The sequence below is a fragment of the Nonomuraea sp. NPDC049400 genome (genome assembly GCF_044466425.1).
Taxonomy (GTDB): domain Bacteria; phylum Actinomycetota; class Actinomycetes; order Streptosporangiales; family Streptosporangiaceae; genus Nonomuraea.
The window spans coordinates 54385-69569 of sequence record NZ_JBITMP010000002.1 but is presented as its reverse complement, the minus strand read 5'-3'; the positions used below and the strand labels follow the sequence as shown (position 1 = coordinate 69569).

Genomic DNA, 15185 nt, shown 5'->3' with positions numbered 1-15185 from the left:
TGCCCTGACAACTATCAGGTTCGTCGGCCGGGCCGGTGACCTACGTTCGGACCTGTCCGAGTGCGAGGGGAGGCACCGACGTGAGATCCGCTTGGCGCCAGGTCGAGGGCCTGTTACATGATCTGGCCGGCGAAGTCGACGGCTGGTCGATCGCGCAACCCGCGCCGGGCGGCTTCAGATCTCCGGTGGAGCGGCCCTCGCCGGATTTCGTCGCGGCGGCCGGATCGATCCCCGACACTTCGTTCGTGCTCTGGGACGGGGCCCGGCTCGAAGCACACGTGCGACAGCTACAACAAATTCTGGTGGACAGTGGCATCGCGTTGAGCGTCGGGCTGAAGGCATGTGCGAATGTCGACGTGCTCCGTCTACTGGCACGCTGCGGTATTTACGCCGACGCGCAATCGATGGGCGAGTGCGATTTGGCCGAGGCCGCAGGATTCGGCGTTCTCACCGCGACCGGACCAGCGTTCCGGCCAGCCGACGTTCGGGAGCTGTTGAGCAGAAATGTGCTCTTCGACGCGCAGTCAGTGACACAGATCGACCAGCTCCGCGCTCTGAATGTGCGCTCACCTGTCGGTCTCAGGATCCGGGTGCGACTCCCGGATCCGCTACGCCATCCCGATATGCGGCACAGCGTGAGCCGCTTCGGCATCGAGCTCTCAGAGGACAGCATCGCCCAGGTAGGAGCGTCGGGCCTCGATATCGGCAGACTGCGCGTGCACACCGGCGAAGCGCTCTCTGCGGACGTGGCACGCACACTCGAGTACAGGGCGCTTCTCGGGGTCGCGCTGGCCGGCCTATTCGGCAGCGTCAATGAGATCAACCTGGGAGGCGGATTCCTCGCTTTGTCGCGCGATCTGCCTGCCTTGCGGAAGGCCATGGAACGTGTAGGCGCCGTGTTCGAGGACGCCGAACGCTGCCTGGACCGGCCGCTGCATCGCTGGGTCGAGCCCGGCTCCGCGCTTTTGCTGGACAGCGCGTACCTGATCAGCGAGGTCCTCGACGTCGATCGGGCGAACCACGCGGTGACGATCGCGGCTTCCCCCTGGAACCTCGCCCCCTGGGCCTTCTCGACGGTCTTCGTTCTCTCCGGTACGGAGCACTGGGAGTTCCGAGGAGATGTGTACGGGCCGGCGCTCTACGAAAACGACCGGTTGCGGCGGACGGAGCGCTACCGACAGCGTGGCCGACTACCAAACGTGGGAGATCGTATCGCCATCAGTTCGTTCGGCGCCTACACCTTGGTACACGGGCGCACATTCGGACAGATCCCCCTTCCGCCTCAGTACCTCTTCGGCAACAACACGTACAAGAGAGTGACGTGATCGATGTGAAGTGGATTGTTCCCACGTCGGCCGTCGGCGGCCCGACCAACGGACTGGTCGGACGAATCGACCTCGGGCTGGATCCTGACCTGCTCGCCACAGCGGCGGATGCGCTACTCATGCGCCATCCGCTCATTTTCGACCAGACCCGGCAGCTGGCGCTGCAGGTACGGCCTGGATCGCACGATCCGTGGTACGAATCGTGCTATCAGGAGAAGGACATCGCACCCGAGACTGAGTATTCCGAGCTCAATCCGGAGTTGCGGGGGACTTACTTCGAGGAAGCGTTCGACAGCTTCCCCTTCCCTTTGTTCCGGGCCAGGCTTCTGGCGCTCGACGCACGCACCTGCTACTCGGTACACCGCGACGACACGGCACGGCTGCACGTCGCCATCAAGACATCCGAACATGCTCCGTTTGTCTTTGTCGAGCGCAACGAGGTTTTCCGGGTACCCGCCGACGGCAACGCGTACCTCCTCGACACGACGGAGGTGCACACCGCGATGAACGGCGCCCGAGAGCTGCGGCTGCATCTGGTCGCGGGGGCGGCCTGGGACGCGATGGCCATGACGGATGAGCTCGGCGGGCAGTCGAATTGATGCGCGAGCGCGGACGCGCCCGCGACAGCCACGGTGGCCGGCGTCAGGAAGCAGCCTCACGCAGGTGTTGCCGTAGCCCCATGGACTCCAGCCGATCGGGACGGCGGTAGAAAGACCCGACGTGGGAAGGAAATTCATTTGATCATCTGGATCAATGGCGCTTTCGGCGCAGGCAAAACCACGCTGAGCGGCAAGCTCCGCGAGAGGCTGCCGGACAGCCTCGTCCTCGATCCCGAGGAGATCGGATTCCTGCTCCGCGCGACCGTACCGGCACCGGAGAGCGGAGACTTCCAGGATCTGCCGATTTGGCGGCGCCTCACATTGACCACACTGCTGGAACTTCGCCGTCAGTACGAGCGACCGATAATCGTCCCGATGACCCTCGTGAATCCTCTGTATCTGGAACAGATCCAGGGTGGTGCAGTAGAGGCGGGGGAAGTCCTGCTCAACCTCTACCTCGATCTCGACAAGGAAGTGCTCCGGACCCGGATCAAGCAACAGGTGCTCGCGCCGGACCCGACCCGAGACGAGGAGATTCGCGAGTGGCGCCTCGCCCAAGTCGATCGCTGCCTCGCCGCCCGTGCTCTGATGCCGGTCGGGACGTACTTCGTGGACTCTGGCGCGTTGACCCCGGACGAGCTGGCAGACCGGGTGCTGGCCGAGATCGACAAGGCTCATCGCTCCGGCTGATCGTGGCCTCGCCGGCCAAGACGCACTAGCAGAAGGAGGACGGATGGCAAGCGCGATGGACGACATCTCACTGCAGGAGGAGTCCTGGTTGCGATCACTCACCGGGCAACCGCTGGGAAGCCCGATCCCGCTCACTGTCTGCTGGGAACTGACCGGTGAGTTGAACCGGTCGGCGCTTCTTGCTGCCCTCCGTACCCTCGCCGCTCGGCACGACGTGTTGCGCCGCTACTACCCGTCGGGGAATTCCGCGGCGACGACCCGGGAAACTCAGCTCCGTTTTATGGTCCTGGACGACTTGGACCCGGTCGAGATGCACGCGGCGTTGAACGAACGATTCATACGACGCGAGCCGCCACTATGGCGAGTGGCTCTGGCATCCGACAACACACTGCGTCATCTGCTCGGTCTTTCGTTCGACAAGCTCGTCATGGACGCTGGATCCGTGGCATGGCTACTCCGCGATCTCACCGTTCTCTACACTGCGGCATGCGGTGGGCCCGAGCCCGCAGCACTTCGGCAAGCAAGGCCTTACGCCGAGTTCGCCACGGTCCAGCGCGAGGCATTGCACGGCTCCTGGGGGGAACAAAGGCGTCAGTGGTGGCGTGCTACAAGGCAGACAAATGGTCAATATCCGCCGCGGTGGCCCATCGCCTCAGGCACCGATCTCGATGGCACCACAGTGATGTTCGAGCGACGACTGCCAGATGGCGTTGCATCCGAGCTGGCCAGCGCCGCCGCCAGGCGGGGAGTGACCGAGTTCGCTCTGGTGGCGGGCGCTGTTCTGCAGGCCTTCGAGGAGACGACCGGACTGTCGCACTCCGGGCTGGTGACCAACGGCCACGGTCGCTGTCAACCCGGCTACTGGCGAAGCGTGGGACTCTTCGCCCATGGGATCCCGGTGTTCTGCGACGCCAGCGGCCGCGGTCATGCCGAGAGCGTTCAACACCACCTGATCGATACCATCGAACACGCACTGCCATTACGGGTCGTGAACGGCATCTGGCAGGAAGATCTGGTCGATGTGTCGAGCCCACCCACCTGCGTGCTCACCGCCCGCACCGGACACTCCAGACATGACGACCTACGGTTGGCGGGTCTCGACGTCCGCCTGGTGGACCTGAACCGGGCCGTGCCGTCCCCCATCAACACCAGGCCCGGTGTCACCTGCTTCATCGACTGGGTCCACCCCACCGACGAGAGCGCTTACCTGACAGCCGAGTACAACGCTGGGGTATATCCCCGCGATGGGATGGAGGAAGCCCTTAATCGGGTGTACGCGCTGCTTACCGTTGAACCTTCTCATACTCCTCGGCGGGTGCCCTGGTCACAGCACGATCGCGATGCCGGTGTTCGGTCGGCGACCTGAAGAAGCTCTTGATAGATGAGTTGATCATCACATTCACATCGTCACGATCGGGAACTGGCGGTGCCGTTTCATCGCGCTGCCGTCGATCTGTCGTCTCCGGTCGTGCACTACGTTGCCGGGATAGTCCGGCGCCACCGAGAGGATCGGGGTCCGTCATCACCTCACCGGACGGGACCGTCCCATGAACCTCGGTCGCCCTGCGCGTCGCCGTCAAGCCTGTTTTGCCATCGGGTCGACAGTCAGAATACCGAGAATTTCCGCGACTTCAGCAGATCGGCCGGCCACCCTGTTCCAGCGCACGTTGCAATCCCAATACATCTCCTGTGCGTCAGCGTCCCACGAGCGAATTTTCGGCTCGCAGGACGACTGCAATGCCCGCAAGAGGCCGGTCATTTCGTGCTGCGCACGGAATACCACTTCTAGGGACGTCTGCGGGAACTGGGAGCGACCTGATGCAGTGTCCGCACTCTGCAGAGAAGACGCAACTCGTTCCTCTGGTACGCCGACCATGCGTGACAGTTCCCCCAAGATCTCGATTTGGCTGTCCATGGAGCGCAAAAATCGATAGAGGAGAAGATCTTCGACGCTTTCGTGGCGACGGAACTCCAACTCGAGCAACGATACGCCGAACTTCTCCAGCGCTTGATTGATCGTTCGTGCGATCCGGTTCGCCTCGACGAAGAATGGGGCTACAAGATTGGCCGGATGCATATCCTGCCGAGATTCATCAATCGACATATCCGTCAAGCATCTTTCATCGCTGATAGCCGAGCAGATTCATCGCTTCAACATTGAGCGGGCAGCTCCAAAAGAGATCCTGCAGACGATCGGGAAGTTCGTCGTGGTGGCTTCCCGCGACTCCGCGGCGAAAAAAGCCAGGATCGGCCGTTTGAAGTTCTCCGAAAGTCGGGACTTGGCCATCGATCCTCGAGGCCCCTGGAAGCACTGCAGCAACGGCCTGCTCCGCGATGCCGACGGGGTCCGACACCAGGTCCTCATACCTCACCAGCGCCACCGAACTGCAGGAAGTACTTACGTTCCACCTCAGGACGTGCTCGGCCCAAGATCCCGAAGCTCTGTGACTCGAGTATACGAGAAGATGCCTGAGGCGATGCTCGAAGCTGATTTCGGCAGCCTCGGGGGACACATCTACAGATTTCACCTCGGAGGCGCGCTGAAGCTGAGCCAGCGATGAGAGGCGGGCAGCAGAAACCAGCGCATCACGGCCGTCACGGCATAAGTAGATTATGCGATCATCAAGATGATCCGCATCCAGGAGACGATGTGTTTTCAGGAAGTACGGCTCGGCGGACTCTCGCATCTCACGAATGGTTCTGGGGCGAGGCCGGGCCCCGACGAGGTCAGCACCGAGATCATGCGCCGTGCCATCAACGCGATAAACCGAGCTGGTCCGGATGCCGTATAACCTGTTGAGCAGGATGCGGAAGTATGTGTTCCCAGATCTCGGGAACGATGATATCCATATGATCATTTGTAATGATGATATCCTGGTGCATGGCAACCACGCAACGGTCTGCAGGCGTTGCGGCCGATTCGCGTACGACGACTCGGGTTCGAGGATCGGTTCGGTCTGCGTGACGACGGCATCGAGTGAGCTGGACCATTTCTGCACGTGCTCACCATGCCTCGCCTGGCCACCGGACTCCGCCATGCCCGCAAACGAGCCGGGTTCCTCGCATAGCTCGCACCGGCCCTTGAAGTAGTGTGATCGTCGCTTCGCGGCAGGTGGCCGGGACTGCCTGACAAGTTCTTGCAGGATGCTCTTTTCTGTTTCACGGAAATTCCACCGAACCTTGTATCGGTATTACAAGCAGGTGGTCATGCTTGTTGAAGGCCAGATCGAAGTCGCATGATTTGGGCCGCACGGTCAACGAGCACGCGGCGTGTCCGCGGCGCTGCCCCAGCCGTCTTCGGTGGAGTAGTCGGTGACCGGGCTGGCCTGATGCTCGGCCGGTGAGCCGGAGGCATCGAGGAGTTCGACGGTGACCAGGGCGTCGTCGGTGCCGTCGGTGGCGATCGTCATGCGGTCGGCGCTCAGCCGCAGCGCGGTCGCGGCGCCAGGGGCCGGCCATGGGAGCGTGTGCAAGTTTGCATGGCGAATGACAGTATCGAGGCGGCTGCGCAGCGTGACATCGGACGTTGTTCGGATGGTGGCGAGTGGCGCCACCGACGTAAGGGAAGGTGGGGCGATGAACGGTATGGCTTGGCGCTGTGATTTCCCCGGCGAACGAGTGCAGTTGCCTACCGTGCGTCGGCTCGCCACCGCGCTGCTGGGAGACTGCCCTGTCCGCGACGATGCGATCTCGTGTGTGGTGGAGCTGGCCAGCAACGCGATCTTGCACACAATGTCGGCAGGCGGTGTCTTCACGGTTGGGATCTGGTTGCTCGGAACCGCCGCCTGGGTCGCGGTGAAGGACGCCGGGGGATCGAACGAGCCCGTCCTGCACGAAGGTCATCAAGGACAGCTGTCTGAAGGCGGGCGAGGGCTCGCCATCGTGGCCGCACTCTGTACCCGGTTGGGTGTCGCGGGAGATGAGGGCGGACGAGTTGTGTGGGCTGACCTGTCCTGCGGGAGTGACGGCGCTGGGGCTGATGCCGTTGGCCCGATGTCGCGGGAGGAGATTCCACTGCTGGAGACGGCCTGAGGACGCTGCTGGGGTTTGAACAGCCAGTAGTCCCGAACGGTTTCTCCTGCGGTCCTCGCAGGAGGTGAAGTCCGTCGTGGGTGACTACAGCTGGCACGTTTTCACGCAGCACCCCTCCGGGATGGACACGAGCGTCTCGCTTGGTGGCCGCCGACCCCTCGAACACAGGGCGTACGGGTGCGCGGCCACACGTGTGAGTGCATGGCCGTGATCTACGAGCTCTGCCAGGCCGGTGGGCTCATGTTCATCCGGCGCGTCGTCCGCTCGGAGGCCGGAGACGAGACGCATGAAACCGCATGGCTCACATGCGCCCGTACGAAGCGGCTCTGGGGCCTTCTCCTGGAAGGGCTTGTTGGGTAGGTCTAGCTGGTGGGGTGAGCGGCGGACGCGATCAGGCGAGCAGCGATATTCTGTTCAGCTGCAAGAACTACTCCAAGAATGTCTGGTACACAGACGCCGTCTTCGGCGGCGACACCAAAAGCGTCAAGGGCCACGTGACACCCGCTGATGTCGCTGTTGCGCGGCACCTCGGAGATCGCCTGACCGCCGCACCCGAAGAAGTGCGGCCGCTCCATCACCGCGCGCGGGTGCACGTTGAGGTGCTCCTCCATCCACGGGACCGTCGTCGTGCCGGAAAGGACCTAGCGAGTACATGCACTCGCAGCCGGGCACGTCCACCAGGAACGTCCTGGCCTCCTCCAGATCGGGCACTGTGAAGCCGATGTGGTCCACCCGGCCCAGCCCCCGATCGACGGCACCGTGGCCGCCGCCTGGCTGAAGGCCTTCCTCGCGCTCCTCCAGACCCTGATATCGCTTGATCATCTCAACATCCGTCTACCTCCGGGAACGCCGCTGGGGAAAGCCCGAGGAGACGGGTTGATCTGGCGGACGCCTGGGATTACCGTGCTAAACGATTAACACGCACACGAGCCGAGCGATGGGGATCATCGACACCTCGGCCTCTCCACCGACCTCAGAGGCAGACAATTTCCCTCTAACCCCCTAGGGAATGCTAGGTTATTCGACTAACATGAGACCAACAGCGCGACAAGTGGCCGAGCTGGCGAACGTGTCAGTGGCGACCGTCTCCTACGTGCTCAGCGGCCGGGACCGCCCCGTGGCCGCCGAGACGAGGCAGCGCGTGCTCGACGCCGCCAGGCAGCTCGGCTACACCCCCAACCAGGCCGCCAGGAGCCTGCGCAAGCGCCGCACCCAGCGGGTCTGCCTGGTGCTGAGCTCGCTCGGCGGCGTGCCGAGCGACGAGCGCCTGGCCACCGACCTGCACGAGATGGCCGACGCGCGCGGCTACTCGGTGGTGACGCTCGCCGTCTACTCCGAGGCCCGCGCGAAGGCCGCCGTCGACGTGCTGCGCGGCGGGATCGCCGACGGCGCGCTGGTCAACCTCACCGGCGACCACCTCACCCATGAGCTGCTCACCGGGCTCGCCGCCACCGGGCTGCCGATGGTGGTGCTGAGCAACGAGAGCGGGCTCGAGGGCTGCGACGTCGTACGCACTCCAGAGGCGGAGGCGTGCGCGGAGGCGGTCGAGCACCTGCTGGCCCAGGGCAGGCGGCGCATCGCGTTCCTGGCGCACCGCCACGAGCTCTACCGGGACAAGCCCGCCGGACGGCTGCTCGGCTACACGACGGCGCTGGACCGGCACGGCGTGAGCGAGCGGATCATCATCTCGGGCGCGGACGACCGCGTGGCGGCCTACCAGACCGCCGCCGAGCTGCTGCGCTCGCCCGACCGCCCCGACGCGATCTTCGCGGCCTCCGACCGGGCCGCCATCAGCGCGATCTGGGCCGCCAGGGACGCCGGGCTGAGCGTGCCCGGCGACGTCGCGATCGTCGGCGTCGGCAACATCGACGAGGGTCTCATCAGCAATCCGCAGCTCAGCACCGTCGGCCCGCTCAGGCACGACTACACCGACGTCGTACGCCTGCTCTTCGACCGTCTCCAGGCCGAGGAGCCGCCGCCCGCCCGCGAGATCGTCCGGTCCTGGACCTTCCTGCGGCGGGGCTCTTGTTAGAAGGGAAAACCCGAGATGTCCTCCCCTCTCTCCCGCCGTGACCTGCTCCGCCTCGCCGGCGCCGCCGCGACCGTGCCCGTCCTGTCGTCCTGCGCGGGAGCCCCTGCCCCGCAGGCCGCCGCGCCCGGGACGTTCACCGTCTACTGGAACGCCGGCCACGACTACCAGGCCTACCGGAAGGTGATCGCCGAGTTCGAGCAGGCCAACAAGGTCAAGGTCAACCTGCAGAAGTACCAGTGGCCCGACCTGCGCACCAGGCTGCTCGCGGACTTCGCCTCCGGGACCGTGCCCGACCTGGTCGAGGAGCCCGGCGGGTGGGTGCAGGAGTTCGCCGTCTCCGGCAACGCCCGCTCGCTGCAGGACTACGTCGACCGCGACGGCAAGGCGATGGGCTTCCCCGCCGACTGGCAGCCCGTAACCGTCGAGCGCAACTCGTACCAGGGCAAGGTGTACGGCGTGCAGCTCCACCTGACCTGCAACACGCTCTTCTACAACAAGGCCATGCTCAGGGACGCCGGGGTGGAGGTGCCGGCCACCTGGGAGGAGTTCCTCGCCGCCGCCAGGAAGCTCACCAAGGACGGCGTGTACGGCGTCGCGCTCAACCAGGACTACCTCTACGTCTGGCCCTGGCTGACGCAGGCCGGCGTCACCCCCTACGACCCGGCGACCGGCAAGGTCATGACGCCGGTCGCGGACGCGGTGGCCGCGCTGCAGTTCCAGGCCGACCTGATCCACAAGCACAAGGTGGCGCCCGTGCCGGTGTCCAGCACCGACTACTCGGGCCCGCAGAAGCTGTTCTCGGCCAAGCGCGCCGCGATGATCCTCACCGGCCCGTGGGACCTCGACCCGATCAGGAAGACCAGCCCCGACATCGAGCTGGGCGTCGCGCCGCCGCTCAAGCACAAGGTGCAGGCCACGCAGGCGGCCGGGGTCAGCATGTTCGTGCCCGCGAAGGCGGCCAGACCCGACCTGTCGTGGGACTTCATCAAACGCATCACCGCCATCGAGGTGGAGCAGGCCGCGACCAAGGAGACCGGCATGCTCATGCCGCGCGTGTCGTGGACGAAGCTGCCCGAGGTGGCCTCCAACGAGGTCACCAAGGTCTTCGCCGACGCGCTCCCGTACGCGAAGGACTCCTCGCAGCAGGTGCGGCTCACCGGCCAGCTCGGCAAGTGGGAGGAGCAGCTCAAGGTCATGTACCAGCAGGTGCTCATCCAGAACCAGCCGGCCGCCGAGGCGCTCGCGGCGTTCACCAAGTCGGCGGAGGGCTTCCTGCGGTGAGGCCCCGCACGCTCGCCGGCCGTTACGCGCGGACCGCCTACCTGTTCCTCATCCCGGCCATCCTGTTCTTCGCGGCCTTCTTCTACCTGCCGATCGGCAACGTGGTGGCCACCAGCCTGCGCACCGGGCCGCAGGCCGACCAGTGGGCCGGGCTGGGCAACTACACGCAGGCGCTGGCCGACTCGGCGGTGCGGCACTCGTTCCTGGTCACCGTGGCCTTCGCGGTGGCCGTGGTCGTGGGCTCGATCGTGCTCGGGCTGGTCCTGGCGCTGGCGCTCGACCAGCCGCTCAAGGGCCGCGTGGCGTTCCGGGTGCTGCTGCTGGTGCCGTACCTGACCTCCGTGGCCATCGTCGGCCTGCTGTGGCGCAACATCCTCGACCCCGAGCTGGGCGTGCTGAACCGGGTGCTGATCGCGGCCGGGCTGCCCGCGCAGCAGTGGCTCAACACCGCGCCGCTGCTCACCATCGCCGCCGTGACGCTCTGGCAGAGCGTGGGGTACACGATGGTGCTCTTCCTGGCCGGGCTGCAGGGCATCCCCGAGACCTACCACGAGGCCGCCAGGATCGACGGGGCGGACGCGTGGCGCCGGTTCTGGCGCATCACGCTGCCGCTGCTCGCGCCCACCACGCTGTTCGTCTCGGTCATGGCGGTGATCTCGGGGCTGCAGGCGTTCGGGCAGGCGTACATCATCACGGGCGGCGGCCCGGGCGACGCCACCGACCTGTCCGTCTTCCACATCTTCAACGTGGCCTTCCGTGCCAGGGACTTCGGCTACTCCTCGGCGCAGTCGGTGCTGCTGCTGATCGTGATCGTGGCGTTCACGCTGGTCCAGCTCCGGGCGGGGCGGCGCGGGGAGGTCGTGTACTGATGCGCCGCACGCTGCTCTACCTGCTGCTCGGGCTGGCCTCGCTGGTGACGGTGCTCCCGCTGCTCTACATGCTCTCGCTCTCGCTCCAGACCGAGGCCGAGACGCTGTCGGCGAACGCCGTGCTCTGGCCGGACTCGCCGCAGTGGGGCAACTACGCCGAGCTGTTCGCCCGCGCGCCCTTCGGCAACTTCATCGTCAACAGCCTCGTCGTGGCCGGGGCCATCACGCTGGCGCACCTCGTCTTCGACCCGCTCGTCGGGTACGTGTTCGCCAAGTTCCGCTTCCCGCTGCGCAACACGCTCTTCGTGGCGCTGCTGGCCACGCTCATGGTGCCGTTCTTCGTGCGGATGATCCCGCTGTACGTGCTGATGGCCAACATGGGGTGGCTCAACACGTACCAGGGGTTGATCGCGCCGTTCCTCATGGACGCGTTCGGGATCTTCCTCATGCGGCAGTTCATCCAGCCCATCCCCGACGACCTGATCAGCGCGGCCCGCATCGACGGCGCCTCGGAGCTGCGGGTCTACCGGAGCGTCATCCTGCCGCAGACGCGGCCCGCGCTGGCCGTCCTCGGGCTGTTCACGTTCGTCTTCCAGTGGAACGAGTTCCTCTGGCCGCTGGTCGCCACCTCGACGCCCGAGATGCGCACCATCCCGGTCGGGCTCACCCTGTTCAACCAGGAGTACTTCACCCTGTGGCACCTCACGGCGGCCGGCTCGGTGATCCTCTTCGTCCCCACCGCCGTCCTGTTCGTCCTCACCCAGCGATATTTCGTCCGCGGCATCGCGCTGACCGGCCTCAAATAGGAGTCATTTCTTGCGTCCGAACGTGATCGTGTTCTTCACCGACCAGCAGCGGTGGGACACCGTCGGCCCCTTCACCCCGAACCTCGACCGGATGGCCAGGCACGGCACGCAGGCCACGGTCGCGCTCACCCCGCAGCCGGTGTGCGCGCCCGCCCGCGCCGCCCTGCAGACGGGCCGCTACCCGACCACGACGGGCGTCCACCGCAACGGCCGCGTCCTGCCGCCCGAGGAGCGCACGCTGGCGCACCACTTCGGCGCCGCCGGCTACGCCACCGGCTACATCGGCAAATGGCACCTGGGCGGCAGCGAGCCCGTGCCCGCCGGCCAGCGCGGCGGCTACCAGTCGTGGCTGGCGGCCAACGCCCTCGAGCACACCTCGGACGCCTACCGCACGATCGTGTACGACGAGGCGAACGACCCCGTGCTGCTGCCGGGCTACCGCTCCGACGCGCTGGTGGACGCGGCCATCCGATTCGTCGCCGACCACCACGACGAGCCGTTCTTCCTCTTCCTGTCCTTCCTGGAGCCGCACCACCAGAACGAGGTGGACAACTACCCGGCGCCCGACGGGTACGAGGAGCGCCACCAGGGCCGCTGGATGCCCCAGGACCTGGCCGCGCTCGGCGGCACCGCCCACCAGCACATGGGCGGCTACCTGGGACAGGTCAAGCGCCTGGACGAGGGACTGGGGCGGCTGCTCGACGCGCTGCGCAGCATGGACCTGCTGGACGACACGATCGTGGCGTACACCTCGGACCACGGCAACCACTTCAAGACCCGCAACGGCGAGTACAAGCGCTCCTGCCACGACGCCTCGCTCCGCGTGCCCCTGGCCCTGCGCGGTCCCGGCTTCGACGGCGGCGGCGCCGTCTCCCGCCCGGTCAGCACGCTGGACCTCCCGCCCACGCTCCTGGAGGCCGCCGGGCTGCCGGTCCCCGACGCGATGCAGGGGCGCTCGCTCCTGCCGCTGGTGCGCGATCCCCGCTCGCCGTGGCCAGAAGAGGTGTTCTTCCAGGTCAGCGAGTCCGAGGTGGGGCGCGGGATCCGTACGTCCCGGTGGAAGTACTACGCCGTGGCCGAGGACGCCCACCCGTGGGACGACCCGGCCGCTCCCGTCTATCGCGAGCAGGCGCTGTACGACCTGGAGAACGACCCGCACGAGCTGGTCAACCTCGCAGGCTTCCCCTCGCACGCGGAGGTGGCGGCACGACTGCGGGAGCGGCTCGTACGGCGGATCGTGGCGGCGGGTGAGACCGAACCGGTCGTCGAGCCCGCGGTCGAGCGGCCCTCACCGCACCAGGCGATGAGCGATCCGGAGGTCCGCCTGCGTGGCCCGAAACCGGTCCGCTTCGGCCACCAGCGCCCGTAGCGGGGAGGAGAAGCCCACGGTTCGGCGTGCGCATTTGCGTACGATGTGCGCTATGGTAGGTGTCATGCCGTCGAACGAACAGCCCATCCCCTCGGTGTGGGCGAGACCGCGCCGTGAGCGGGAGCAACCCGCGCTGAGCCGTGAGCAGATCGTGGCCGAGGCCGTCCGGCTGCTCGACGAGGAAGGCGTCGACGCCCTCAGCATGCGCCGCCTGGGCAGCAGGCTCAACGCCGGAGCCACCTCCCTCTACCGCCACGTCGCCAACAAGGACGAGCTGTTCGAGCTGGCCGTGGACGAGGTCTACGGCGAGCTGCCCCTGCCGGAGCAGGACGGCGCCTCCGGCTGGCGGGCGGGCATCGAGCAGGTCGCCCGCAGCCTGCGCGCCACGATCCTGCGCCATCCCTGGATCGCCGCCAAGCTCGGCGAGGTGGGCCTGGCCTACCTCGGGCCCAACATGCTCCGGCAGACCGAGCACCTGCTCGGCATCTTCGAGACCGGCGGCTTCTCGCCCGAGGAGGCCGACCAGGCGATGAACACGGTCGTCGCGTACGTGCTGGGCGTGTCCACCGGCGAGGCCGCGATGCTGTCCATGATCGCCCGCAGCGGCCAGACCGAGCAGGAGTGGTTGGAGCGCCTGTGGCCGGCGGCCGAGCGGGCCGTCCAGGACTACCCGCGCCTGCGTGCCCGCTACGCCGCGCAGCGCGGCCAGGACGCCCGCGAGTCCGACGAGGACAACTTCGAGTACGGCCTCCAGCGGGTCCTCGACGGCCTCCAGTCCCGCCTCGCCTGACCCCCTTTCACCCCCCTTTTCATGGCACGAAATCGCTGCTGAATTGCGCATGGACGCTACCCAGAAGGCGAGTTACGCTCCGCTCGCCACAAGATGGGGGGCAATTCCATGACCTACACGCTCTTACGCGGCAATTTCGTGATCCGGTACGCGGATCTCCCGCGACAGGGCCCTGAGCCCGACGGCGACACCGTGAAGTTCCTGCCCGACTCGCCCGCGCTGGTGGAGGCACTGCCGCGGCGCTCGGGCCGACCGGCGAAGATCAACGCCCGCGGCGTCTCCATACGCCTGGAGTCCATCGACGCGCTGGAGACCCACTTCGAGGAGACACACCAGGAGCTCGCCGGAGCCAACGCGGCGCGGGACGAACTGCTGCGCCTGCTCGGCTTCACGAACGTGCGTTACTGGGACGACCTGCCGAACAAGGTGCGCTCCGCGGACCAGGACTCCGTCCGCGGTCACGTGCTCACGAACGGGATCGACGCGAACGGACGGCTGATCGGGTTCGTGTACGCGGGCGACCATCCGGGGGCCGACGGGTCCTCGGTGTTCCTGGACCCGGCGCTCGTGGACGGGTCCGTGAACGGCATGCTGCTGGCCGCCGGGCTGGTCTATCCGGCGTTCTACGCGACGCTGCCCGCGCAGCTGCGTACGCACCTGGCAGAGGTGTCGCAGGCCGCCCGGCGCAAGGCCATCGGCATCTGGTCCCGCTCCACCGCCGACCCGAACGGCCCTGCCGCCATCGGCAGCCTGGGCGACGCGGAACGCCTGGTGATATGGCCGAAGCTGTTCCGCCGCATCGTGCCGTACCTGGCAGCCGGGTTCACGGACTTCGACGGCTTCGACGCGTGGCTGCGGGCGGACCCGGTCAACCGGGACGACGAGGTGTTCCTGCTGGGCAAGCTCGAACGCGGCAACCTGCACGACGTGATCAAGGGGGCAGGTCAGCGGATCCAGCTCACGGTCTGGCCCGAGGACTTCGTCATCGCCCCGGACCCGGCCACGCCCGGAGCCCCCGTCAAGCCGCCGCTCGTCGCGGCCGGGGATCTGCTGATCATGGCGGCACTCCCCGACCCGGTCGGCGCCGACCTCGGGCACGAGACGGTCACGCTGCTGAACCTCACGCCGGGCCCGATCGACCTCGCGGGCTGGGCCCTGTCGGACGCCTCCGGCGGCCGCAAGGCACTGACCGGCACCGTCGAGGGCGGGGCGGCGCTGCGGGTGACGCTGGACGGGGCCGTGCGCCTGGGCAACCGCGGGGACACCATCATCCTGGTGGACCCGAAGGGCACTTCGATCGACCAGGTGACGTACAAGGCGGACCGGGTCAAGGCCGGCCGGACGATCGCCTTCGGCCGCTGACCCCACGGGCCAGGGCTCCCCGCGGCTCAT

At 66.7% G+C, this 15185-nt stretch carries 16 protein-coding genes; 12 read left to right on the top strand and 4 right to left on the bottom strand.

The annotated features are described in order from the left end of the window. Nucleotides 1-80 precede the first annotated feature (80 nt). The 4 genes from ACIBVN_RS02355 (at nucleotide 81) to ACIBVN_RS02340 (ending at nucleotide 3980) form a co-directional block, all read left to right on the top strand. The gene (locus ACIBVN_RS02355; RefSeq protein WP_397131785.1) at nucleotides 81-1325 is read left to right on the top strand and encodes a hypothetical protein; all 1245 of its coding nucleotides are present in this window, start codon (nucleotides 81-83) and stop codon (nucleotides 1323-1325) included. Continuing rightward, nucleotides 1322-1924 carry a hypothetical protein gene (locus ACIBVN_RS02350; protein WP_397131783.1) on the top strand — a complete coding sequence of 201 codons (603 nt, stop codon included), beginning with the start codon at nucleotides 1322-1324 and terminating at the stop codon, nucleotides 1922-1924. Before ACIBVN_RS02355 ends, ACIBVN_RS02350 begins: the two co-directional genes overlap by 4 nt. Nucleotides 1925-2062: 138 nt before the next feature. Beyond that, nucleotides 2063-2614: an AAA family ATPase gene (locus ACIBVN_RS02345; protein WP_397131781.1), complete on the top strand. Its 552-nt coding sequence runs from the start codon at nucleotides 2063-2065 to the stop codon at nucleotides 2612-2614. Between the two features lie 43 nt (nucleotides 2615-2657). Continuing rightward, nucleotides 2658-3980 carry a condensation domain-containing protein gene (locus ACIBVN_RS02340; RefSeq protein WP_397131779.1) on the top strand — a complete coding sequence of 441 codons (1323 nt, stop codon included), beginning with the start codon at nucleotides 2658-2660 and terminating at the stop codon, nucleotides 3978-3980. Between the two features lie 210 nt (nucleotides 3981-4190). Here the strand turns inward: ACIBVN_RS02340 and ACIBVN_RS02335 are convergent, their stop codons facing one another. The 3 genes from ACIBVN_RS02335 to ACIBVN_RS02325 all read right to left on the bottom strand — a co-directional run bounded on the left by ACIBVN_RS02335 (nucleotide 4191) and on the right by ACIBVN_RS02325 (nucleotide 6087). Then, nucleotides 4191-4718 (bottom strand): hypothetical protein, encoded by a 528-nt coding sequence (locus ACIBVN_RS02335; protein ID WP_397131777.1) that lies wholly within the window; start codon nucleotides 4716-4718, stop codon nucleotides 4191-4193. A gap of 16 nt (nucleotides 4719-4734) precedes the next feature. Next, nucleotides 4735-5472 (bottom strand): sulfotransferase domain-containing protein, encoded by a 738-nt coding sequence (locus tag ACIBVN_RS02330; protein WP_397131775.1) that lies wholly within the window; start codon nucleotides 5470-5472, stop codon nucleotides 4735-4737. A gap of 396 nt (nucleotides 5473-5868) precedes the next feature. After that, complete coding sequence (locus ACIBVN_RS02325) at nucleotides 5869-6087, bottom strand: hypothetical protein (protein ID WP_397131773.1); 219 nt, start codon at nucleotides 6085-6087, stop codon at nucleotides 5869-5871. Between the two features lie 103 nt (nucleotides 6088-6190). Between ACIBVN_RS02325 and ACIBVN_RS02320 the strand changes: the two genes are divergently transcribed. Then, a complete protein-coding gene (locus tag ACIBVN_RS02320; protein ID WP_397131771.1) occupies nucleotides 6191-6646 on the top strand; it encodes an ATP-binding protein in 456 nt (151 codons plus the stop codon). Nucleotides 6647-7008: 362 nt separating this feature from the next. Here ACIBVN_RS02320 and ACIBVN_RS02315 read toward each other — a convergent pair whose 3' ends face one another. Then, a complete protein-coding gene (locus ACIBVN_RS02315) occupies nucleotides 7009-7257 on the bottom strand; it encodes a hypothetical protein (RefSeq protein WP_397131769.1) in 249 nt (82 codons plus the stop codon). A gap of 419 nt (nucleotides 7258-7676) precedes the next feature. On the opposite strand from ACIBVN_RS02315, the gene ACIBVN_RS02310 reads away from it, so the two are divergent. From ACIBVN_RS02310 to ACIBVN_RS02280, 7 genes are all read left to right on the top strand, one after another. Beyond that, complete coding sequence (locus ACIBVN_RS02310; protein ID WP_397131767.1) at nucleotides 7677-8678, top strand: LacI family DNA-binding transcriptional regulator; 1002 nt, start codon at nucleotides 7677-7679, stop codon at nucleotides 8676-8678. Nucleotides 8679-8693: 15 nt separating this feature from the next. Then, nucleotides 8694-9959 carry an extracellular solute-binding protein gene (locus tag ACIBVN_RS02305; protein ID WP_397131765.1) on the top strand — a complete coding sequence of 422 codons (1266 nt, stop codon included), beginning with the start codon at nucleotides 8694-8696 and terminating at the stop codon, nucleotides 9957-9959. Continuing rightward, a complete protein-coding gene (locus tag ACIBVN_RS02300; protein WP_397131763.1) occupies nucleotides 9956-10828 on the top strand; it encodes a carbohydrate ABC transporter permease in 873 nt (290 codons plus the stop codon). The genes ACIBVN_RS02305 and ACIBVN_RS02300 overlap by 4 nt, the downstream gene beginning before the upstream one ends. Beyond that, complete coding sequence (locus ACIBVN_RS02295) at nucleotides 10828-11634, top strand: carbohydrate ABC transporter permease (protein ID WP_397131761.1); 807 nt, start codon at nucleotides 10828-10830, stop codon at nucleotides 11632-11634. Before ACIBVN_RS02300 ends, ACIBVN_RS02295 begins: the two co-directional genes overlap by 1 nt. A 10-nt stretch (nucleotides 11635-11644) precedes the next feature. Next, nucleotides 11645-13003 (top strand): sulfatase-like hydrolase/transferase, encoded by a 1359-nt coding sequence (locus tag ACIBVN_RS02290; RefSeq protein WP_397131759.1) that lies wholly within the window; start codon nucleotides 11645-11647, stop codon nucleotides 13001-13003. Between the two features lie 64 nt (nucleotides 13004-13067). Next, nucleotides 13068-13793 carry a TetR/AcrR family transcriptional regulator gene (locus ACIBVN_RS02285; RefSeq protein ID WP_397131757.1) on the top strand — a complete coding sequence of 242 codons (726 nt, stop codon included), beginning with the start codon at nucleotides 13068-13070 and terminating at the stop codon, nucleotides 13791-13793. Between the two features lie 108 nt (nucleotides 13794-13901). Further along, complete coding sequence (locus ACIBVN_RS02280) at nucleotides 13902-15155, top strand: lamin tail domain-containing protein (RefSeq protein WP_397131755.1); 1254 nt, start codon at nucleotides 13902-13904, stop codon at nucleotides 15153-15155. Nucleotides 15156-15185: the final 30 nt, after the last annotated feature.

Bases quoted from the DNA above. Each gene is read 5' to 3' on its own strand.
- ACIBVN_RS02340 (WP_397131779.1), top strand. From the start codon at position 2,658: ATGGCAAGCGCGATGGACGACATCTCACTGCAGGAGGAGTCCTGGTTG.
- ACIBVN_RS02335 (WP_397131777.1), bottom strand. From the start codon at position 4,718: ATGTCGATTGATGAATCTCGGCAGGATATGCATCCGGCCAATCTTGTA.
- ACIBVN_RS02330 (WP_397131775.1), bottom strand. From the start codon at position 5,472: ATGATCATATGGATATCATCGTTCCCGAGATCTGGGAACACATACTTC.
- ACIBVN_RS02320 (WP_397131771.1), top strand. From the start codon at position 6,191: ATGAACGGTATGGCTTGGCGCTGTGATTTCCCCGGCGAACGAGTGCAG.
- ACIBVN_RS02315 (WP_397131769.1), bottom strand. From the start codon at position 7,257: ATGGAGGAGCACCTCAACGTGCACCCGCGCGCGGTGATGGAGCGGCCG.
- ACIBVN_RS02310 (WP_397131767.1), top strand. From the start codon at position 7,677: ATGAGACCAACAGCGCGACAAGTGGCCGAGCTGGCGAACGTGTCAGTG.
- ACIBVN_RS02305 (WP_397131765.1), top strand. From the start codon at position 8,694: ATGTCCTCCCCTCTCTCCCGCCGTGACCTGCTCCGCCTCGCCGGCGCC.
- ACIBVN_RS02295 (WP_397131761.1), top strand. From the start codon at position 10,828: ATGCGCCGCACGCTGCTCTACCTGCTGCTCGGGCTGGCCTCGCTGGTG.
- ACIBVN_RS02285 (WP_397131757.1), top strand. From the start codon at position 13,068: ATGCCGTCGAACGAACAGCCCATCCCCTCGGTGTGGGCGAGACCGCGC.
- ACIBVN_RS02280 (WP_397131755.1), top strand. From the start codon at position 13,902: ATGACCTACACGCTCTTACGCGGCAATTTCGTGATCCGGTACGCGGAT.